The 19,931-nt window shown below is 51.7% G+C and carries 19 protein-coding genes and 1 tRNA gene; 13 read left to right on the top strand and 7 right to left on the bottom strand.

What is annotated here, in order from left to right; all coding sequences use genetic code 11:
- Positions 1–126: 126 nt before the first annotated feature.
- Positions 127–900, bottom strand: a complete 774-nt coding sequence (locus tag LMED105_RS10590) for an SDR family oxidoreductase (RefSeq protein ID WP_008251046.1) — start codon at positions 898–900, stop codon at positions 127–129.
- 55 nt (positions 901–955) lie between these two features.
- Between LMED105_RS10590 and LMED105_RS10585 the strand changes: the two genes are divergently transcribed.
- From LMED105_RS10585 to LMED105_RS16375, 12 genes are all read left to right on the top strand, one after another.
- On the top strand, positions 956–1,405 hold the full coding sequence (locus LMED105_RS10585; protein WP_008251045.1) for a gamma-glutamylcyclotransferase family protein: 450 nt from the start codon (positions 956–958) through the stop codon (positions 1,403–1,405).
- 21 nt (positions 1,406–1,426) lie between these two features.
- Complete coding sequence (gene glpK, locus LMED105_RS10580; protein WP_008251044.1) at positions 1,427–2,917, top strand: glycerol kinase GlpK; 1,491 nt, start codon at positions 1,427–1,429, stop codon at positions 2,915–2,917.
- Complete coding sequence (locus LMED105_RS10575) at positions 2,910–4,421, top strand: glycerol-3-phosphate dehydrogenase/oxidase (RefSeq protein ID WP_008251043.1); 1,512 nt, start codon at positions 2,910–2,912, stop codon at positions 4,419–4,421. Before glpK ends, LMED105_RS10575 begins: the two co-directional genes overlap by 8 nt.
- Before the next feature lie 72 nt (positions 4,422–4,493).
- Positions 4,494–4,570, top strand: a tRNA-Arg gene (locus LMED105_RS10570).
- A 361-nt stretch (positions 4,571–4,931) separates the two neighbouring features.
- Positions 4,932–5,381 carry a spore coat protein U domain-containing protein gene (locus tag LMED105_RS10565; RefSeq protein ID WP_008251042.1) on the top strand — a complete coding sequence of 150 codons (450 nt, stop codon included), beginning with the start codon at positions 4,932–4,934 and terminating at the stop codon, positions 5,379–5,381.
- 90 nt (positions 5,382–5,471) lie between these two features.
- Complete coding sequence (locus LMED105_RS16380; RefSeq protein WP_008251041.1) at positions 5,472–6,200, top strand: molecular chaperone; 729 nt, start codon at positions 5,472–5,474, stop codon at positions 6,198–6,200.
- A gap of 17 nt (positions 6,201–6,217) precedes the next feature.
- Complete coding sequence (locus LMED105_RS10555; protein WP_008251040.1) at positions 6,218–8,530, top strand: fimbria/pilus outer membrane usher protein; 2,313 nt, start codon at positions 6,218–6,220, stop codon at positions 8,528–8,530.
- Positions 8,512–9,045, top strand: a complete 534-nt coding sequence (locus LMED105_RS10550) for a spore coat protein U domain-containing protein (protein ID WP_008251039.1) — start codon at positions 8,512–8,514, stop codon at positions 9,043–9,045. Before LMED105_RS10555 ends, LMED105_RS10550 begins: the two co-directional genes overlap by 19 nt.
- A 19-nt stretch (positions 9,046–9,064) precedes the next feature.
- A complete protein-coding gene (locus LMED105_RS10545) occupies positions 9,065–9,649 on the top strand; it encodes a hypothetical protein (RefSeq protein ID WP_156799658.1) in 585 nt (194 codons plus the stop codon).
- A 69-nt stretch (positions 9,650–9,718) separates the two neighbouring features.
- Positions 9,719–11,359 carry a 3-(methylthio)propionyl-CoA ligase gene (locus tag LMED105_RS10540; RefSeq protein ID WP_008251037.1) on the top strand — a complete coding sequence of 547 codons (1,641 nt, stop codon included), beginning with the start codon at positions 9,719–9,721 and terminating at the stop codon, positions 11,357–11,359.
- Positions 11,360–11,475: 116 nt separating this feature from the next.
- Positions 11,476–12,324, top strand: coding sequence for a phosphate/phosphite/phosphonate ABC transporter substrate-binding protein (locus tag LMED105_RS10535; protein WP_008251036.1), 849 nt, complete (start codon positions 11,476–11,478; stop codon positions 12,322–12,324).
- On the top strand, positions 12,296–13,765 hold the full coding sequence (locus LMED105_RS16375; RefSeq protein WP_008251035.1) for an ATP-binding protein: 1,470 nt from the start codon (positions 12,296–12,298) through the stop codon (positions 13,763–13,765). Before LMED105_RS10535 ends, LMED105_RS16375 begins: the two co-directional genes overlap by 29 nt.
- A gap of 10 nt (positions 13,766–13,775) precedes the next feature.
- Here LMED105_RS16375 and msrA read toward each other — a convergent pair whose 3' ends face one another.
- From msrA to LMED105_RS10515, 3 genes are read right to left on the bottom strand one after another with little or no spacing between them, the layout of a single operon-like run.
- Entirely contained in the window at positions 13,776–14,378 is a 603-nt protein-coding gene (gene msrA, locus LMED105_RS10525; RefSeq protein WP_008251034.1) for a peptide-methionine (S)-S-oxide reductase MsrA, read from the bottom strand.
- A 4-nt stretch (positions 14,379–14,382) separates the two neighbouring features.
- Complete coding sequence (msrB, locus tag LMED105_RS10520) at positions 14,383–14,886, bottom strand: peptide-methionine (R)-S-oxide reductase MsrB (RefSeq protein ID WP_040513207.1); 504 nt, start codon at positions 14,884–14,886, stop codon at positions 14,383–14,385.
- 37 nt (positions 14,887–14,923) lie between these two features.
- Entirely contained in the window at positions 14,924–15,733 is an 810-nt protein-coding gene (locus tag LMED105_RS10515) for a DUF1223 domain-containing protein (protein ID WP_156799657.1), read from the bottom strand.
- A gap of 221 nt (positions 15,734–15,954) precedes the next feature.
- Here LMED105_RS10515 and LMED105_RS10510 point away from each other — a divergent pair, with 221 nt between their 5' ends.
- On the top strand, positions 15,955–17,001 hold the full coding sequence (locus tag LMED105_RS10510) for an asparaginase (protein WP_008251031.1): 1,047 nt from the start codon (positions 15,955–15,957) through the stop codon (positions 16,999–17,001).
- A 15-nt stretch (positions 17,002–17,016) separates the two neighbouring features.
- Here LMED105_RS10510 and LMED105_RS16370 read toward each other — a convergent pair whose 3' ends face one another.
- The 3 genes from LMED105_RS16370 to LMED105_RS10495 are packed head-to-tail and all read right to left on the bottom strand — an operon-like array spanning position 17,017 to position 19,873.
- Positions 17,017–17,715: a hypothetical protein gene (locus LMED105_RS16370; RefSeq protein ID WP_008251024.1), complete on the bottom strand. Its 699-nt coding sequence runs from the start codon at positions 17,713–17,715 to the stop codon at positions 17,017–17,019.
- Between the two features lie 3 nt (positions 17,716–17,718).
- Complete coding sequence (locus LMED105_RS10500) at positions 17,719–18,087, bottom strand: VOC family protein (protein ID WP_008251022.1); 369 nt, start codon at positions 18,085–18,087, stop codon at positions 17,719–17,721.
- A 37-nt stretch (positions 18,088–18,124) separates the two neighbouring features.
- On the bottom strand, positions 18,125–19,873 hold the full coding sequence (locus LMED105_RS10495; protein WP_008251021.1) for an amidohydrolase family protein: 1,749 nt from the start codon (positions 19,871–19,873) through the stop codon (positions 18,125–18,127).
- Positions 19,874–19,931 lie beyond the last annotated feature (58 nt).

Raw genomic sequence — 19,931 nt, 5'->3', positions numbered from 1 at the left:
CGCGTGTGGTTGGGCTCGCGCCTGGTGCCATTCAACCGCATGCGCCACATTCTTTGGCAACAAATGGGGCGCACGCTGAACGCTGATGATTACAAAGGCATACAAATTAAGTAAGCCTTGTCATGTTTACACCACCAGGTAACCGCCATCTACATTGATGCAGGAGCCTGTGGTGTAGCTGGATGCCTCGGAGGCAAGGTACAACACTGTGCCTGCCATTTCACTGGGCTGTGCTACACGGTTCATGGGCACATGCTGCAGCAGTGCATTCCGAATGGCGTCGTTGTGCACAAGGGCCGAGGCGAACTTGGTGTCGGTTGCGCCGGGTAACAAGGCATTCACACGCACCTTCATGGGCGCACATTCTTTGGCAAACGCTTTGGTCATTGAAATAACCGCGGCCTTCGTGATGGAATAAATGCCTTGGTACAGGCCAGGGATTACGCCATTGACTGAGGCTACATTGATAATGCTGCCACCACCATTCTTGCCCATCAGTTTGCAGCCGTGGCTGCTCATGTAAAAGTAACCCCGAATGTTCACATCGCAGGTTTTTTGAAAGGCGGCCAGGTCGGTGTCGTAAATGGGCCCAAAGTGCGGGTTGGTCGCCCCATTGTTCACCAGAATATCCAGCTTTCCAAACTTCGATTCAATTTGTTGGTACAGCGCCTCAATTTGATCCATCTCGCCCAAATGGCAGGCCATGGGTACTGCTTTCAGGCCATCTGCTTGAAATTGCGCAGCAATTTGTTCACAAGCCTCTTGTTTTCTGCTGGAAATAATCACCGTGGCGCCCTTGGCTGCCAGCAATTCCGCGCAGGCCAGGCCAATTCCGCGGGTCGCGCCCGTGACCAAAGCCACCTTATCTTGTAAATTGAACAAATCAGTTGTTGTTTTCACATCGTCTCCTTACAGGCATTTTCTAATTGTTTTTCATCTGAAAAGGTAACATCGCATGGGTCCGGAATTTGAGCAAGACGGTAAGCATGTTTTTGTGTACGGATCACTCATGTATTTGCCGGTTTGGGGGCAGGTGGTGAAGGGCGTTTACCCCTGTTTGAATGCTGTGGCCAAAGGGTATCAGCGACATGCGGTGCCCGGTGAAACTTACCCAGCCATGGTGGCCGACCCGGGCGCGCAGGTGCAAGGTTTGGTGTGGCTGAACGTGTTGCCAGAGGATGTCAAGAATCTTGATGCTTTTGAGGGGCCTGAGTATGAGCGACGTGAAATCGAGGTAGTGCTTAATACCAGCGGAGAAACTTTGAAAGCCGAGACTTACATTTGGTTGAACCCGGGTGTGTTGACCGATGAACTGTGGAGCGTGAGTGGCTTCGAGGCTGAGGGTATGCAGGCTTTTTTGAACAAACACGTGGGCAACTGGAACAGTACCGGGCAAAGAAAGTAACAACAAGAAAGGAGACGACCCATGGGTTTTATCTTGGCACTGGATCAAGGCACCACCAGCTCGCGCGCCATTGTGTTCAATTCGCAGGCGCAAGTGGTGGCTAGTTCTCAGCAAGAGTTTGAACAAATTTTTCCGAAGGCGGGTTGGGTCGAGCACGGCCCCGAAGATATTTGGAACACGCAGTTGGCCTGTGCCCGAGGCGCGATCGAAAAGGCCGGGCTGAAGCCTGCGGATATCGCGGGTGTAGGCATTACCAACCAACGCGAGACCACCGTGGTGTGGAGTCGAAAAACCGGAAAGCCCGTGTACAACGCCATCGTCTGGCAAGACCGCCGCACGGCCGCGTATTGCGACAAGCTACGCGAACAGGGCAAGGCCGCCTTGATTCGCCGCAGCACCGGGCTTGAACTGGATTCTTATTTTTCAGCCACCAAAGTGAACTGGATTCTGAATAATGTGCCCGGTGCGCGTGCTCAGGCTGAAGCTGGCGAACTTGCTTTTGGAACGGTGGACAGTTGGTTGATGTGGAACCTGACGGGTGGGGCAGTTCATGCCACCGATGTCAGCAATGCATCGCGCAGCATGTTGCTGAATATCAAAACACTGAAGTGGGATTCCGAGTTGCTCCAGTTGTTTGACATACCGCCGAGCATGTTGCCGCAGGTGTGCGAATCCAGTGGTGAAATCGCCCATTGCGATCCAGCTGTGCTGGGTGCAGCCATTCCGATTGCCGGGGTTGCTGGGGATCAGCAAGCAGCCACGTTTGGGCAGACTGCTTTCAAACCTGGTGAGGCTAAAAATACATACGGCACGGGGTGCTTTATGTTGATGAATACGGGTAGTGAAGTGGTTGAAAGCCACAACAGGCTACTGACCACTGTGGGTTGGCAGGTGAATGGCCAAACAAGCTACATGCTGGAAGGCAGCGTGTTCATGGGTGGTGCTGTGGTGCAATGGTTGCGCGACGGTTTGGGCATTATTGAAAAGTCGGCCGATGTACAGGCACTGGCCGCCAGTGTGCCTAGCACCGACGGCGTGTGTTTGGTGCCCGCATTTGCGGGCCTTGGCGCACCTCATTGGGATCCGTATGCTCGAGGTACTTTGGTTGGAATGACACGTGGCACCACCAAGGCACATATTGCACGCGCAGCACTGGAAAGCATTGCCCTGCAAACGGTTGATTTGGTACAGGCCATGCAGCGCGATGGCGCAAAACCGCTCAGTGAACTGCGGGTAGACGGCGGTGCCTCGAATAACAATTTGCTGATGCAAATTCAGGCTGATTTATTGGGTGCGCCGGTGGTGCGCCCCACAGTGACCGAGACCACTGCTTTGGGCGCTGCTTATTTGGCAGGCCTTGCCGTGGGTATTTTTGATACGGAGGAAAGCCTGCTGGCGAACTGGAAAGTGGATGCACGGTTTGAACCCAAAATGAGTATTGATGAACGCGGCGCACTGCTTGATCGCTGGCACCGCGCGGTAGAACGTTCCAAAGGATGGGCAGATGCTTAGTCGTAGAAAGCACCTTGAGACACTGAAACTCAAGGCACAAGCGCAATATGAATGGGACGTAATTGTGATTGGCGGTGGTGCCACAGGCCTGGGCAGTGCAGTGGATGCGGCAAGCCGTGGCCTGAAGGTGCTGTTGCTCGAAGGGCACGACTTTGCAAAAGGCACCAGTTCCCGCGCTACCAAGCTGGCCCATGGCGGCGTGCGTTACCTGGCGCAAGGCAATTTCAGCCTGGTGAAAGAGGCCCTTGAAGAACGTGGCCGAATGTTGGTGAATGCGCCAAACCTGGTGAAGCCTTTGGCGTTTGTCATTCCCGTGCGCAATGTATTTCAGAAGCTGTTTTACTGGATCGGCTTGAAGATGTACGACATGCTGGCAGGCAAGCTGGGTGTTGGCCCCACCACCATGATGAAGAAAAATGAGGTGCTGCGCGCGGTACCCACAATTTCTCAGCAAAAATTGCATGGAGGAGTGCGCTATTTCGATGCGCAGTTTGATGATGCACGCCTGGCCATTGCCCTGATGAAAACCCTGCACAAACTAGGTGGCATGGCGATTAACTACATGCCAGTCAAAGGCTTCGAAAAGAATGCAGAGAAAATAAATGGTGTGCAGGCGCGTGATGAATTCAGCGGCGAGACTTTTACATTCAAAGCCAAAGCAGTGATCAATGCGACTGGGGTGTGGGTAGACGACATTCGCAAATTGGATTCGGCAGAGTCAAAACCCATGTTGAGCCCCAGCCAAGGCGTGCACGTGGTGGTTGACCAGCACTTTTACCCCGCGAAAGAAGCCTTGCTTGTGCCCAAAACAAGCGATGGGCGCGTGTTGTTTGTGGTGCCCTGGTTGGGAAAAACGCTGATCGGCACAACAGACACGCCCCGCAAAGATTCCCCTTGGGAACCGGATGCATTGCCCGAAGAAGTGGATTTTATTTTGCAAACCGCGGGACAATACTTGGCCAATGCGCCCACGCGCGCTGATGTGCGAAGTGTATTCGTGGGCTTGCGCCCCCTTGTGAGTGCGGGCGGAGAGAAACAGAACACCAAGAGCATTTCACGCGAGCACACGGTAATTACTGCACCCAGCGGATTGGTTACCATTACCGGCGGCAAGTGGACCACTTACCGCAGCATGGCTGAAGAAGTGGTTGATTTGGTGTGCGAGCAACACGGTTGGGCCAACAAGCCAACCAGAACCCGCTACCTGCGCCTGGAAGATGACCTGCCCATGCGCAAGCCCGGTTCAGCCATTCACGAAAATCTCGATTTGAATGAAGCAGAAATTGCACAGGCCGTACTTGAAGAAATGGCTGTGACCATTGAAGACGTATTGGCTCGTCGAAGCAGGGCGCTTTTTCTGGATAGCCAAGCGGCCTTGGCATGCATGAATGAGGTACGCTTTGTGTTGCAAAACGAGTTGCGTTACAGCGATGAGGAGCTTGACCGCCAAGAGGCGGAATTCCGCAGGCTGGTGGCCCAATACAGCCTGCATGCAGATTGTTAAAGTTTTTTGTAAAAAGAGCAGGCGTGCCCTTGCACAACGGTATTGTTTGGGGCATAATCTCGCTTCTTCACAGCGGCTGTAGCTCAGTTGGATAGAGTACTTGGCTACGAACCAAGGGGTCGTGGGTTCGAATCCTGCCAGCCGCACCAAATTAAAAAAACCCTCGCTCAAAAGGCGAGGGTTTTTTGTTTTATTTCCCCCGGTTTAATTCTCTTAATTTCGCGTCAAAATAAACTTTCGCAATACCGTGTATTTGTCATGCGAGTTGCGACTTGTGCGTAAAGAGGTTTAATTTGTATTAATTAATAATTGATGAATTGTTAACAATCGATAAAACCTTTTAAAAATCAGAAATTTAGATTGACCATGATTGTTGTCAGATGACAGTATCCGTTTGCGAGTTTGTAGCGGTTCACGGAACAGCGTGTGTTGAGAATCCCCTACAGAAGACTACAGAACAACGTAGGTGCTCCAACAGTTTCTATCCAACTTATACAAACAAGGTAAATCATGAAAATCGTTAAAAATTCTTTGGTCGCTGCAATCGCTCTGGTCACTTCTTCTGCTGCTTTTGCTCAGGCAACAACAACTGCCAATTTTTCAGTGTCGGCATCAGTTCTTGCTTTTTGCAAGGTCAGCGCAAACAACATCGTGATTGCGCCAATCACGGCTGGTGACACCACTGGCCCCAAGTCAAGCACTGGTGGCGTGAGTGTTAACTGTACCAATGCGACAACTTACACCTTGGGCGTTCTCGCCACACTGACTTTGGGTTTGGCTGGTGGCGGTTTTGATATTCCATCAACCCTGGCGATTGCTGCACCTAGTGGTACCGGCGCTGGTTTTGGTGCAGGCAAGGTTCAGTCACACACCGTGACAGCGACCATCCAGGAAGCTGCCTATGAAAATGCACGTGCTGGTAACTACTCAGCAACAACGACTGTGACATTGACTTATTAATAGATTCAGGCACATTGTGTTAATGCTTAGCATAGCCCCGGCCGAGCGCCGGGGTTTTGTTTTTTATTAATTACTCTCTGCCACAGGCCTATGAATATCTGGACAAAAATTTCTGCATTTATTCTGCTTTCAGTCGCCAATGTGGGTGCGCAGGCAGGCAACTTTACCGTGTCTTCGGTAAATATTTCCATGCCTTCGCGTCAGCCCACATACGCGTTGACAATTACCAATGAATCCGCCGATGAGCCGTTGTCCATGCAACTGGATGCGTATTTGTGGTCACAGAAAGACGGCCAGGAGGTGTATGAGGCCAGCAAAGACATCTTGATCAGCCCCAGAGTGTTCAACATTGCACCTGCGGCGTCCCAAATTGTTCGCATTGCACTTCGCAATCGCCAAGACTTTCCGGTTGAACAAACTTACCGATTGTTCGTGAAAGAAATTCCATCCGAAAAGCCACTTGAAGAGGGCGGAGTTCGTGTGGCTTTGCAAATGAACATTCCCGTGCATGTTGTGCCTGCCAAAGTGGACAGAAAGGCCCTGGAGTTCAAGTACATGAAACTGCCAGACGGAAGCCTGGCCTTGACCGCCCACAACCCCGGCAACGTGTATGTGAAGGCTGTTGAGGTGAAGATTACTGACATCGCCACAGGTTTGCCCGTGGAGTCAGCTCCGCCGGTCATCCAGGTGTTGTCGGGCGCGACCAAGGTTTACCCCTTGGCAGCGGCGGGTGCAAGCACGCTGCCCGGCAAAAATCTGAAAATTCAAGCAATAGGTGAAGGACTATTGATTGAGCAAACTGTGTCCTTCGACAATTGATTCGGCATTGGTGATCAATGCCTTATTTCCTGCTTGTGCTGTGCGCACTGTTGTTACCCGCTAAAACAGCGATTGGGCAGGAAATTCAGGTCAATACGTCGGCATTTCAAGAGCTGGTCGTACAGGTTCGAATTAACGGCACCGATCTGCCAGATCCTTCAGTTGTTTTATTTGGTGTCACCAACGATCTGTATGCACAAGAACAGGAACTTTCGGTGTGGCGAATCGACTCGAATGGTTTACCAACCATTGAGTATGGTGGCGCTGTCTACTACCGGATACCCATTGCAGAGGGCACCAGCTATGTGCTCGACGAGAAAAATCTGTTTCTGCAGTTCAATGCCGCAGCAGAACGTTTTATTGCACGTTCAATGAGCTACCAGTCAGCCAGCAATCAAGGTACTTTAACTTCAGGCTTTGGTGCTTTTTTCAACTACGATTTGTCCAGCACCACGATTGACAGTGAGAACTTCACTTCTGCATTTCTGGAACCTGCCGTGTTCACCCCGTACGGGGTCGGTTCAAGCAACTTTTTTGTGTCTCAGTCACCTACTCAGTCCGGGGCGATTCGTTTGAACTCGACTTGGGAAATGGATTTGCCGGATTCGGTGGCCTCGCTTCGTTTTGGGGATTCAATTTCGAAGTCTGCACCCTGGAGTATCAGCAACCGGATCGGCGGCGTTCAATACGCCACTAACTTTCGCACTCAACCCTACCTGACATCCAGCCCCTTAAGAGCCGCAACCGGCATAGCCACTGCACCTTCCACAGTTGAGGTGTTTGTGAATAACGTGCTTCAATCACGCCGGCAAGTGGCACCAGGCCCCTTCAACATTGACAACATACCTTCAAGCACCGGTGTGGGTGATGTGCGTGTGGTGATTCGCGATGCATCGGGTCGTGAGCAAATTTTGACTCAGTCGTTCTATCAAAGCCCAGGTTTGTTGCGTAACGGTCAGCACGACTTTTCATATGAAGTAGGTCAGCTTCGGCGCAACTTTGGTCGTGAAGGCAACGACTATGGAGACTCGCTGATCAGCGCCACGCATCGTTATGGTTTCACTGATGATTTCACGGCTGGCTTTCATGCCGAGTCCAGCGCAAGCAGCCGCCTGGCTGGCGGTGGCATTGTGCAGGCCATTGCAGGTTTAGGCGCGGTTAACTTCGACTTGGCAGGTAGCCAGTCGGATCAAGGTTCTGGAAGCTTGACTGTTGTTGGGTTTGAGCGGCAGGCGCGTACTTCCGCGATTGGTGTTCAGTATCAGCAAGCGTCAGACAACTTTCGCCTGATTTCTGAATTCGGTCCTCAGCGCACCACCTCACATGCCCTGAATTCCCGGTTTTCTTATGGCTTTGGTGAATACGGTGCAGTGTCTTTTACCTATTCATCGTCCGAGTTCGCAGGCATTCCAAACGAAACATTTTCGACCGCTTATTTTTTGCAGTTGTTCGGCAAATTGTCAGTGAGTTTGTCTTACACCCAATCGTTGCTGGCCGATGGTCAACGCTCTTTTTTCTTGAGTGCTTTTATGCCTTTGGATCAAACGCGATCCACTGCGTACCAGGTCAGCAAATCGGGCAACGACAAACTGTTTGCAAGTGCACAGTTTCGTAAAAGCCTGCCCTTGGGCTTGGGCACAGGATATGGCCTGGAGGCTGGCTTGAACAACACTTACCGGGCTGAAGTGGCGCGGAATTTCAACTACTCCACGGTCACTGCCTCGGCCAGCTCGCAGCAAGGGCAGAGCAGCCAAAGTGTGGGTGCATCAGGCAGTGCGGTATTCATGGATGGTGGTGTTTACCTCTCTCGACGCCTGAACGACAGTTTCGGTGTGGTGCGGGTTAAAGGCTTCGAGGGTGTGACGGTATTCGCTGAGAATCAGGCGGTGGGGCGAACCAATTCATCTGGGGCCCTGGTGGTGCCCAATCTAAGATCTTATGAGGACAACCGAATTTCAATTGAACAAGCCGATTTGCCATTTGAAGTGGAAATTGGCGCGACTGAACTGGTGGGGGTTCCATATTACCGAAGTGGTGTCGTACTCGATTTTCCTGTACGGCTTGTGCGTTCGGTGACCTTTGTTCTGAAGGATGCTGAGGGGAATGATGTGCCCTCAGGCGCGCCAATTTTCAAGCGCAATGGGGTTCACATTAATTTGGTGGTGGGCACTGAAGGTTTGGTTTATTTGGCAGATGCACCTGATGCAGCTGCCTATACCGCGAAATGGAAGGGCGGTGAATGTCATTTTGAATTTGATTTGAACAAGAGTGCGCCTGAGGGCGGCTCGCCAATTGATCTGGGAACATTGAAATGCCGGACCGTTCATTGAACATATTTTTTTCAGTGCTCCTGGCTTTGGCCGGGCTCGGATTGTTGGGTGGCAAGGCCTACGCAGGTGACGTTAGCTCATGCTCAGTGGGAGGTGGCACCTTGGCATTTGGGAATTATCAACCTTCCAATGGCAACCGAACCACCGTGGGCAGTGTGCAAATGAGTTGCACCTGCAGGGGACTTAACGCCACAACAGTTTCTGGCAGCACTTTTGTCGCCCTGTCTGATTCAACCAGCAATGCTAACCGGCTGTTACAAAACCTCGGGAGCGCGCTGACTTATGGCGTGTATTCCGATGCGAACTACAGCAATGTGTACCCCAGTGTGGCGGGCTCTGCTGTTTTCTCGTTCACAGGAAATTGTCCTTTGGGCTTGGGCAATTCACAGAAACCACTTTCATTTTCTACGCCGCCCACTTTTACGCTGTACGGGCGAATTCTGGATGTGGGCAGCAATTTGAATACAAATGCTGGTTTGTACTCCGGCACATTAACCTTAACGATCAGTTACTGACATGGGTGCGAAGAGAACTATGCGCTTAATCCACAAAGCATCCGCCCTGGTTGGCTTGTTGTTGGCCATGACAGCCATGCATGCGAATGCGGTAACGATTTTTGCGAATCCACGTGTTTCAGTGGAAATAGGTGCAACAACCACTGCGTCTGCGGTCACGCAGCCGGCGATTGTTACGATCGTGAAATCGTCCAGTGGTATTGCGGTCAACTATACGTCGACCATTGTGGGTGGTTGCCAGGGTGCTACCGCTGAGGGCTGTTTTTCAATCAGAACCAACACCACTCCCATTGTTTCTGTTCCATTGAATTTTGTCAGCAACAGGCTCAGCATGTTGAAGGGCAGCAAAATTCACTACCTGGATGATCAGGTCAACAGCATTTCGGTGAGCTTGTTTCAAGACAGCACGCAAATTGGAAAATCAATCAGCCTGACGCCTGGTGGCGCCGGTGTTATCACCTTCAATATGGACGATGTTGATCAACTGCTCACACGCGAGTTCAGGATCGTTTATCAACTCGACCTTAAAACCCAACCGGAAGACGGAACTTACACCGGGATCTGGCCCATCGTTCTTGGCACGGTCAGTTTGATTAACCCCTAAAAATAGAATCACGATTACGATTCTCTGCGGTACACTTTAAAAAAATACAACGCAGAGGAGACGGAAACGATGTTGAAGCCAGGTCTGATGATGAAGCAGGAAATGCTGCTTTCTTCAATTTTGGTGCATGCCGAACGATTTTACGGTGGGCAAGAAGTGGTGAGCCGCAGGGTGGAAGGTGACCTTCACCGAATCACCTTCAAAGCGATGGCGGCGCGTGCCAGGCAACTTGCCAATGCACTGAATGGCTTGAATATTCAGCAGGGCGAGAACATTGGTACGATTGCCTGGAATAGTCACCGCCACATTGAAATTTATTATGCTGTGGCGGGCATGGGTGCAGTGACTCACACGTTGAATCCCCGTTACACACCGCAGCAGTTGATCTACATTATCAACCACGCACAAGACACCACCATTTTTTTCGACCTGACCTTTGCGCCTCTGATCAAGGCGATTGCACCGCATTGCCCCAGCGTTAAAAACTGGATTTTGTTGATCGACGAAGACAAGATGCCTGCAGAGCCACCCGTGGCCGGTTTGTTGAATTACGAAGCCTTGCTCAAGGTGCAGAACGATGAGTACGTGTGGCCCGAGTTTGATGAGAACTCCGCTTGTACCCTGTGTTACACCTCGGGCACCACTGGCAACCCCAAAGGGATTTTGTATTCACACCGCTCAACCATGTTGCACGCCATGATGTCCAATTGCGCAGATGCCATTGCGCTGACCCGAAAAGACACTGTGTTGCCTGTTGTACCCATGTTCCATGTGAATGCCTGGGGTTTGCCTTATGCCGCATTGATGACGGGTTGCAAGCTGGTCATGCCCGGCCCGCAGCTGGATGGCCCGTCCATCTACAATTTGCTGGAAGGCGAAAAGGTGACAGTGGCAGCTGGTGTGCCCACCATTTGGCTAGGTTTGATCAATCACATGAAACAAAACGGGCTCACGTTTAGCACCTTGAAACGCTCGCTGGTGGGTGGTTCGGCCGTGCCTGTCAGTTTGATCAAAGAGTTTGACGAAATGGGCGTGGAGTTGATGCAGGGTTGGGGCAGTACCGAAATGTCGCCCTTGGGTACTGTGTCCAAATTGAGTGGTGATGAGCGCAGTTTGCCCAAACAGGAACAATACGAAATTGTGGCCAAGCAAGGACGCACCATTTTTGGTGTAGACATGAAATTGCTCGCAGAAGATGGCACTGAATTGCCGTGGGATTTTGAACAGAGCGGCGAGTTGCATGTGCGTGGTCATTGGGTATTGCACGAGTACTACGGGGGTGATGGCGCCAAGGCCTTCAGCCACGATGCCACCGGCAAACGCTGGTTTGCAACTGGGGACGTTGCCCGCATGGCACCCGATGGTTTGATGCAAATTACCGATCGAACCAAAGATGTGATCAAGTCGGGCGGGGAGTGGATTAGTTCAATTGATCTTGAAAACATTGCCATGTCGCACCCGGCGGTACTGCAGTCTGCAGTGATTGCGATTCCTCATGAAAAATGGAATGAGCGCCCATTGCTGATTGTTGTAAAACGCCCTGGTACGGATGTCAGCAAACAGGACATTCTGAATTTTTATGAAGGGCGAATTACCAAAATGCACATCCCAGACGATGTCGAGTTTGTGGATACCATGCCTATTGGTGCAACAGGCAAAGTGCAGAAGTCTGAGCTTCGAGAGAAGTTCAAGGGCTTGCGATTTGTATAAGTGCGACAGAAGGTATAAGGAAAGTTAAATTGTAAAATATAGACTATTTAATGGTTTAACTTTTCTGTCATTGCTTTATCCTTGCCCTTGAATATTCAAGATAGGGCGGTTCAAGCATGTTGCGTATGTTTTTCTCTGTGTGTTTGGTGATGACCGGAATGCTGGCTCAGCCCCAGCAGGCGCAAGCACAGCAAGTGGTCTACCGGTTTTCGCCAGTGAACCAATGGGATATTCCCAAAACAGCGGCTTACTGGAATCCGATTATTCAGTACATCAGCCAGCAAAGTGGTGTTCAGCTCGAACTGAAAATCGGCAGAACTTCTGCCGATACCACAGCTTATGTGTTGGCACAGGAAGTCGAGTTCGTATTTTCCAATCACCTGTTCAGCCCAGAACGTGACAAGTTGGGTTGGAAGGTGTTCGGGCGACGGACTGGGCCAGCTTTGCAAGGACAAATTGCGGTGCTGGATAACTCTCCGATTCGCACACTTGAAGAACTGAACAAAGAGGATATGGTCTTTGCTGGTCCCGAGGCATTTGTGGGCTACCGAGTGCCACAGGCTGAATTGTTGAATCGAGGTGTTGACGTAAACGCGGTATTTGCGGGAAATCAGAATGCTGCATTTGCTCAGTTGTTGGCAGGCAAAGCAAAAGCGGTGGGTAGTAATTCAGCGTTGATCGACGGTTTCACAGAGAAGCAGGGCATCAAGTTCAGGGTGCTTTGGACTTCCGAGTCCTACCTGGATCTGGCCTTGATGGCCTCCAGCAAGGTAAGCACCAAGGATGTACGCGCTGTCGCCAACGCTTTTATCATGATGCACAAAAGCAAAGCCGGTGCATTGATTCTGAAGCAGGCCTCCGAGTCGGTGGGCATGGATGCGAACAGCCACTTCTTGCAGGCCACTGACAAAGATTACGAGAGTTATCGCCGTTTTTATGCCACAGCGCCCATGGCGGTACGTTAATGCCAGTCTGTTTATTGCCATGATGCCAATTCGTTTGTTGCCGTCGTCCCTGATTGGTCGCGTGTTCTTGTTGTACACGGTGGCTTTGCTCTTGTTCGTTTCCATCAGCTTTGTGGCATTTTCTCGTTTTCAGTACCACAGTACATTGGAGGAAGCGCAAGACTCGGCCAACATGATGATTGAAGTGGTTGCTCAAACCGTGTCAGACAGTGCGGTGATCGGCGATTACGATACTATTCAGCGCACTTTGAACAAGGCAATCGCAGGTTCCCGTTTTTCCTCTGCCAAATTCATCGATTTGTCTGGAGGAATGATTCGAAGCGAGAACTCTGGCATTTCAAAAAGTACAGCCCCGACCTGGTTGCGAAATAAAGTAGCCGAGCAACTTTACGATGTAAACCGGGCCATCAACGCCGGTGGTTTGGACTACGGCGTGTTGCGCTTCACCTTTGCGGTCGATGCGATTGCCGAAGGTTTTTGGGGTTTGATTCGTGTGGCCATGCTCAGCGCCGTAGGCGGTTTGGTTGGTGGCATGCTGATTATCTGGTTTCCATTGAAACGCTGGCTGGGGGCGCTTGAACGTGTGGAAACATTTGACGCAGCGCCGTCCTGTGTAGAGGGCGATGAATCTGAATTATTGATTGAAAATTTACCGACCGAGTTTCGACCCGCTTTCGAGAAATTGAAGCGGACCACAGAACACCTGGACGGTGAGTCCAGAGCCAAAGAAGTCGCGGAAAGCGCTAATCGCGCAAAAAGCGAATTTCTGGCCAATATGAGTCATGAAATTCGAACTCCCCTAAATGGCATTATCGGTATGACTGAGCTTGCCCTGGAAACCAAACTGACCAAGGTTCAACGAGAGTTTTTACAGGTTGCAAACGACTCAGCCAACACCTTGTTGCTGATCGTGAACGAAATTCTGGACTTCTCGAAAATTGAAGCAGGCATGATGACCATCGACACTGTGGTGTTCGATCCGAAACGAATATTCGAGCAGGCACTTGGCCCCATGATTCCACGGGCCAAATCCAAATGCCTGGAGTTGCAATGCACTTTCTCGGAGGGGTTCCCAAAAGAATTTGTAGGCGACCCGGTACGCCTTTTGCAAATCATCAACAACATGGTGGGCAATGCGATCAAATTCACAGAGCGCGGTGGCGTGTACCTACACGTGCAGGCAGGCAAAGACCTGCAGGGCATTCAATTGCTGAAATGCTCGATTCGCGACACCGGTATCGGTGTGCCGTTTGAGAAGGTCAGCTCAATATTCAAACCGTTTGAACAGGCTGATTCGTCGATTACCCGAAACTTCGGGGGCACGGGTCTGGGGCTGACCATTACCCGAAGATTGGTGGAGTTGATGCGTGGCGAGGTTTGGCTAGAGAGTCAGGTGGGTGTGGGCAGCACTTTCCATTTCTCTCTGCCAGAAATGCGTTAACGGATAGCAATTAGCGACCCGTCTTGGGGCCCCACAATTCCTCAAGGCGTTTGTCCCGCCCACAGCCATTGCGATAGTAACCGTAGCGAATCGGATTCTTCGTGTAGTAATCCTGGTGGTATTCCTCGGCCGGGTAAAACTTCACCACGGGCGCCACTTCGGTGTAAATGGTTCTGAATTTCCCACTGGCTTGCAGTTTGGCTTTGCTGGCTTCCGCAATTTTCTTTTGTTCCTCGTTCAGGTAGTAAAACCCGCTTCGGTATTGCGTGCCTGCGTCGCAGAACTGGCGGTTCTTCACGGTCGGGTCGATTGTTTTCCAGAAGTATTCCACCAATTGGCTGTAGCTGACTTTCGTGTCGTCGTAAGTCACTTCAACCACCTCGGTGTGATCTGTACGGCCTGCACTCACCACCTTGTAATCCGGGTCTTTGTACTGCCCGCCTGCGTAGCCTGAAATTGTTTTCAACACGCCAGGCACTTTGTCAAAGTCAGCTTCGGTGCACCAAAAGCAGCCGCCGCCAAACACCGCAGTTTTTGTTTCAGCTTGTGCGCCTGTTGCAGCAAGCAAGCCCAAGGCTACGGCCAAGGTTGTTTTGAGTTTCATGTATGTCATTTTTTTACGCCTTGCGCACTGCAGGTAATGTTTGACCTTCGGGAACGAACGCCAGCGCCAGGCCGTTGTTGCAATAGCGTTTGCCGGTTGGGGCAGGGCCGTCGTCGAACACATGGCCTTGGTGGCCGCCACAATTGCTGCAGTGGTATTCCGTGCGCGGCAAAATCAGTTTGTAATCGGTTTTGGTATTCAGTGCGCCTTTGTTGGCATCAAAAAAACTGGGCCAACCAGTGCCACTGTCGTATTTGTATTGGGAAGGGAACAGCGGCAGGTTACAGGCTGCACACACATAGGTGCCCTTGCGTTTCTCGTCATTCAAGGGGCTGGAGAACGGGCGCTCGGTGGCCTCTTTGAACAGCACGTTGTACTGGTCTTTCTTGATGATTTTCAGCCATTCGGCTTCAGATTTATTCAGCTTGTTCATGCTGGCAATTGAACTCATGGGTTTTGTGAAAAACAGACCTGCGCCGATGGCGGCCAAACCTGCGATGACTGTACGACGTTGCATGGTGGTATTTCCTTCTTTTAAATCACTCAATCAATATTCAACTGCACTGGCCTAGGGCCCTTGGTGCATTCAATGCCTGAAGAACGGTATTGGATTCATTGTTTTCAACAATCACGCCAAGCCCCACATTGTTTTGGTTCCAGTCGGCTGGCAGGGTGTGCTTGAACACCTGAACCTTCGCGGTGGGTGACACTTTTTTCGCTTCACTCAAATGCCGCACCACCCGGTCGTGTTTCAATAATTCGCCCCGGTTTTCTCCGGCCTTCACCTGTTGGCTCAAGTTGTCTTCATAGAAGGCAACAAACACGCGCCCTCCAGAATAACGTTCATCCAGCCATTCGGTTTTAACTTTCACTTCGACCTGATTGGCGGCCTTTCGTTCCAGCGACACTTGCAGGCCCACGGGTGCCTTGTCTTGTTGCATGGCAGCCAGTCGCTGAGGAATCAGCCCGGCCTGGCCCCAACGACGAACCTCTCGGTTGGAAAACACATACTGCGGTGTGTAAATTTGACTGACATTGCCAGCCCGTTTGTGGCCATATTGCCGTTCGGTGAATTGCTTTTTCGAGTAGGGGTCTTCCCAGCCGATGTAATTCCAGTAGTCCACATGAAATGAAAGCGCCAGGATATTGTTTGCCCGCTCCGGTGTGGTCAGCTGGCTGCTTAGCCAACGGTCAGCAGGTGGGCAGCTGCTACAGCCTTCCGACGTGTAAAGCTCGGCGACGATCATGCGCTCAACGGGGCTCGTCCAATTGCAACTGCCTTGCTGGGCCAAAGCAGGTGAACTGCCCAGGCCGAGGAGGGCCAAAGCACCTGTGCCTGCCATGAAGTTCAAGCGACTTGTCATACAACCCTCCGCATGCTGCGTTTTGTTCAGGAGGGTATTCGCCGGATTTCCCGGAAAGGTTACATCGCAGTGCTTATCAAATTCTGCGTTGGTTAACAAGTGTGGCAAGTCCTGTGACTACTCTGACTAAGTGACCCGCGGGTAATTTACTTGCCCTGTTAGAGTTAAATGGCCTCGAAAACCAAGTGTCGGGGCGACTTCCATAAAAACAGGAGATTGGGATGAAATTAAAAGCCTTGCTTGCGTCAGCCTTGCTGACCACTACTTTTGCCGTGCATGCACAAGACAAACCCGTGGTGCAATTCATTGCCACCGGCGGCACCATTGCCATGAAAATTGACCCGGTGAAAAATGCGCCCGTGCCAGCCATTTCAGGTGAAGATTTGTTGGCCACGGTGCCGGATGTGGGCAAGTACGCCAACATTCAGGTCAAGAGTTTGTCGAATGTGCCATCCGATTACATGGACCCGCCACGTTGGGTGCAGTTGACCAAGGAAGTGAATGCAGCTTTGGCTCGTCCTGAAGTGGCCGGTGTGATTGTTTCCCACGGCACGGATACGCTGGAAGAAACCGCATTTTGGCTGGACCTGACTGTGCGTTCTGAAAAGCCCGTGGTGTTGATTGGTGCCCAGCGCAACGCCTCTTCGTCTGATTTTGACGGCCCCCGTAACCTGCTGAATGCCGTGCGAATTGCGGTGGATGAACAGTCCAGGAACAAGGGCGTGATGCTGGCCATGAACAACCAGATCAATGCTGCGCGTTATGTGACCAAAACCCATACGCAGAACGTTGAAACCTTCCAGAGCGGTGCATTTGGATTGATTGGTGAGGTGTACCCGGACCGTGTCATGTATGCCACGACACCGCTGCGTCGCCAAACATTCCAGTTGGTCGATGGCCCCATGCCTGAGGTGGAAATTGTTGCCATGTATGGCGGTGCAACAGGCGCCGCTTTGCGCAATGCCGTTGACCGTGGCGTGAAGGGTATTGTTGTTCAGGCTTTGGGTATGGGCAATATGAATATCCCCATGTTTGAGGCAGTGCAGTACGCCTTGTCGAAAAACGTGCCTGTGGTCATTTCAACGCGCGTGCACCAGGGTCGGGTGATGGCCAACTATGGCTTTGTGGGTGGCGGTAAAACTACGTTCGATGCAGGTGCTGTCATGGCCGATGATTTGTCACCCCAAAAAGCACGCATCTTGCTGATGTTGGCTTTGCAATCGGGGATCAACAAAAAGGCCGACTTGCAGCCTTTGTTTGACCGATAAGTTTGAGCAGTTAGTTCAAGCGATGTGGGCCACTGGAAAAGTCATCTGAAACTGGGTGATTTCAAGTGCAGTGACCACATCCTTGATGTCCAGATCCGGAAAGGCATCGCCCAGGTTTTGTAGCACATGCACATTGGCAAACCGGGCCTTGCCTTTCGCGCTTGGGCTGTATAAAAACTCCTGACCTTGCCAGCGTTGACCCAAGGTTTTCATGAAACCGGGCACCAGGCTGGTGTGAATTGGGAAGGAAAAACCCTTGCCGCGGTAGGCCAGTTCAAACTGGGCAATACCGTCGTGGTGCAGGTTGATTTCCTGCACCCCCTCCGGACCCTGTGCAACATCGATGCTGCACAGGTTTTTCGGAATGCCCCAATTGATTCGACCATTTTTAACGCTGCTCGCGCTGCTCACCACAATATTGCTGATGGTTGGCAGGCGTTTGTTGCCAAGCTTTTCACTGAACTGTGCGGTGCCTGGAATGTAGAGCAATTCCTTGTAGGGCCCGACGTTGGAATGGGTGTAATCCACGAACATCAACACACTCAAAGGTGTTTTCAGCGTGTCGCGAATGTCCAGCGGAATGCGTTTGTCAGCAATCAGCTTTTCAGCCTTGCTGCGCATGAGCACAATCAATCCTTTGCCGGTCAAGGTCCAGGGTGCAGGTACTTCTTCAAGGCCTGCAAACTCGTCAATGATTGAATCAACTGAATTCAAGCTTTAGCCCATTTTGAAAATGTTCATCTTGTGGCCTTCCGGTGTGCGGAAGTAGGCCGCGTAAAAGCCGGGCATGCGTTCGCCGGGTGCGCCTTCACAGGTGCAGCCGTGCTCTTTGCAATGGGCATAGAAAGCGTCGACCTGTGCGCGGTCTTTGGCAGCAATCGCAACCATGGTGCCGTTGCCTACACTGGCAGCTTGGCCGTTGGCAGGTTTCATGATGCCCAAGAATGGCTCGGCCAGGCTGGTGCCCCAGAAAATGCCGTGCGGCAAATCCAGCACGCGCTTGGCGCCTAAGGGTGCCAGCAGCTTGTCAAAATATTCACCGCTTTTTGGCAGGTCATTGGTGCCGAGTGTTACATATCCAATCATCGTACTTCTCCGTGGATTGTTTGGTTTTTTACTTTGTTCAGGTTCTTGCAGGCAAAAATTGCCCAAAGCCCATTTCTTTGCCGAGTTCGGGCACTACGGCCTCGTTCTCAACTGCTATCTTGCCATTAATCAGCACATGTTTTACAACGCCCGGGTTTCTGTTCACCAATCGTTGCAAGCCAAAATTCTCCATCTCGCCCCAGCTCACCTGCTCAAGGTTCTGATTCAGCGCATCCGGGTTCAGCACCACCACATCAGCTCGGTCACCCACGCGAATCTTGCCGGCTTCAATGCCGAGCCAGTCGGCCTGCTCGCCGGTTAAGCGCCACACTGCATGTTCCATGCTCATGATGGGTTGGTGCTCGTCGATGGTTTCCTGGATCAGTTTCAGAAAGCGCAAGGGCAGGTTGTAGAACGCCATGTTGCGAATGTGCGCGCCTGCGTCGCTGAAAGTGATCAGTGTATTTTTGTCTTGCACCAGTTCGCGAATTACCTCGCGCTTGTGATTGCCCACGGTGGTGTACCAGCGCAACTGGCGCCCAAACTGCACCACCAGGTCCAGAAACAAATCGACCACATGCACTTTGCGTGCGCGGGCCACTTCATCAAAGTTTTTGCCCACCAAATTGGCATCGGGGCATTCCAGAATAATGGCATCACCGAAATCACGCTGCCAAACACGCGGGCTGAGTTTCTGGCCATAAAACTTGCGGAACTGGCGGCGGTAATCTTCGTTTTGAAGCAGGCTGTTGCGTTCAATTTGCGTGCGCAAATCCAGTGCCATTTCGCCGGCACCAAATTCTTCAAAAAACACCACATCAATGCCATCTGCATACACCGTGAACGGCGTGGGCAGCAACTGCCAGCGGAATGCACCGCCTAGCCAATTCACCACCTTGCTTGAAATTTGCGCCATGGGCCGAACGGTTTTGTTGCCTTTCAAGTCGATGAGCGCAATCAGCGTGGTTTTCAGGGGTTTGCGAATCCAGCCCAGTGTTTCAATCAGATACTCGAAAATTTGCAGCGGGTTGGCTGCGTTCGGTGCGCCCTGGTGCACGCGGCGGTACTTGCGCAAAATCTTGTTCAAGCGGCGAAGCTCGCTCCAGCGGGCATAGGTGCTGGGCAGGCTTTTTGACCAGGCGCGGTCGCCGTCTATTTTGTCCCATTTCAGGCACATGGTTGAAAGGCCCAGGAAACCAGCGTCCAGCGCTTCGGTCAACGTGGCTTCCATTTTCTGCATTTGGGCTTCTGTGGGCTTGATTTTGCGGTCGGTTGAGTCCAGCAAACCCATGGTGCCCACGCGCAAATCGCTGTGGCCCAAAAATGAAATCAGGTTCGGGCCCAGCGGTTGTTTTTGCACAAACTCAACCCACTGGCGCGGCGTGCTCCAGGTTTTTTTCTCTTGAAGAATCGGGAGCACTTTTTCACGGGGCACGGTTTCCACGCGCGTGAAAATGTCCGAAGCATCTTCGGCTTCGCTGCAAATCATGCTGAGTGAGCAACTGCCCACCAGTACTGTGGTTACGCCATGACGAACCGATTCAGACAGGCTGGGGGCCACGATCATTTCGGCGTCGTAGTGGGTGTGGGTGTCCAGAAAACCGGGGGTGACCCAATGGCCGGTCGCATCAATAATTCGCGGGTTGCCCTCGAATTGAAGCGCTGTTTCGCTGACTGCGGCGATACGGCCGTCTTTGATACCGATGTGTCGAATGGCCGAAGGGCCACCTGTGCCATCAAAATACCGTCCACCCTTGATGACCACGTCGAAGGTTGATGCTGACATTTTTGTCTCCAATTCTCATTTTTTTCAAATGTAACAAGAAATCTTGTCGAATTGGGAA

Source organism: Limnobacter sp. MED105, assembly GCF_000170915.1.
In the GTDB taxonomy this organism is placed as follows: Bacteria; Pseudomonadota; Gammaproteobacteria; order Burkholderiales; family Burkholderiaceae_B; genus Limnobacter.
Note: the sequence above shows the minus strand (reverse complement) of the source record. Positions and strands in the feature narration are given on the sequence as shown.

Bases quoted from the DNA above. Each gene is read 5' to 3' on its own strand.
- msrA (WP_008251034.1), bottom strand. From the start codon at position 14,378: ATGACATACATGAAACTCAAAACAACCTTGGCCGTAGCCTTGGGCTTG.
- LMED105_RS10535 (WP_008251036.1), top strand. From the start codon at position 11,476: ATGTTGCGTATGTTTTTCTCTGTGTGTTTGGTGATGACCGGAATGCTG.
- LMED105_RS10550 (WP_008251039.1), top strand. From the start codon at position 8,512: ATGCCGGACCGTTCATTGAACATATTTTTTTCAGTGCTCCTGGCTTTG.
- LMED105_RS10545 (WP_156799658.1), top strand. From the start codon at position 9,065: ATGCGCTTAATCCACAAAGCATCCGCCCTGGTTGGCTTGTTGTTGGCC.
- LMED105_RS10500 (WP_008251022.1), bottom strand. From the start codon at position 18,087: ATGATTGGATATGTAACACTCGGCACCAATGACCTGCCAAAAAGCGGT.
- LMED105_RS10575 (WP_008251043.1), top strand. From the start codon at position 2,910: ATGCTTAGTCGTAGAAAGCACCTTGAGACACTGAAACTCAAGGCACAA.
- LMED105_RS16375 (WP_008251035.1), top strand. From the start codon at position 12,296: ATGCCACAGCGCCCATGGCGGTACGTTAATGCCAGTCTGTTTATTGCC.
- LMED105_RS10555 (WP_008251040.1), top strand. From the start codon at position 6,218: ATGCCTTATTTCCTGCTTGTGCTGTGCGCACTGTTGTTACCCGCTAAA.
- glpK (WP_008251044.1), top strand. From the start codon at position 1,427: ATGGGTTTTATCTTGGCACTGGATCAAGGCACCACCAGCTCGCGCGCC.
- LMED105_RS10585 (WP_008251045.1), top strand. From the start codon at position 956: ATGGGTCCGGAATTTGAGCAAGACGGTAAGCATGTTTTTGTGTACGGA.
- msrB (WP_040513207.1), bottom strand. From the start codon at position 14,886: ATGCAACGTCGTACAGTCATCGCAGGTTTGGCCGCCATCGGCGCAGGT.
- LMED105_RS10565 (WP_008251042.1), top strand. From the start codon at position 4,932: ATGAAAATCGTTAAAAATTCTTTGGTCGCTGCAATCGCTCTGGTCACT.
- LMED105_RS10495 (WP_008251021.1), bottom strand. From the start codon at position 19,873: ATGTCAGCATCAACCTTCGACGTGGTCATCAAGGGTGGACGGTATTTT.
- LMED105_RS10510 (WP_008251031.1), top strand. From the start codon at position 15,955: ATGAAATTAAAAGCCTTGCTTGCGTCAGCCTTGCTGACCACTACTTTT.
- LMED105_RS10515 (WP_156799657.1), bottom strand. From the start codon at position 15,733: ATGACAAGTCGCTTGAACTTCATGGCAGGCACAGGTGCTTTGGCCCTC.
- LMED105_RS16380 (WP_008251041.1), top strand. From the start codon at position 5,472: ATGAATATCTGGACAAAAATTTCTGCATTTATTCTGCTTTCAGTCGCC.
- LMED105_RS10540 (WP_008251037.1), top strand. From the start codon at position 9,719: ATGTTGAAGCCAGGTCTGATGATGAAGCAGGAAATGCTGCTTTCTTCA.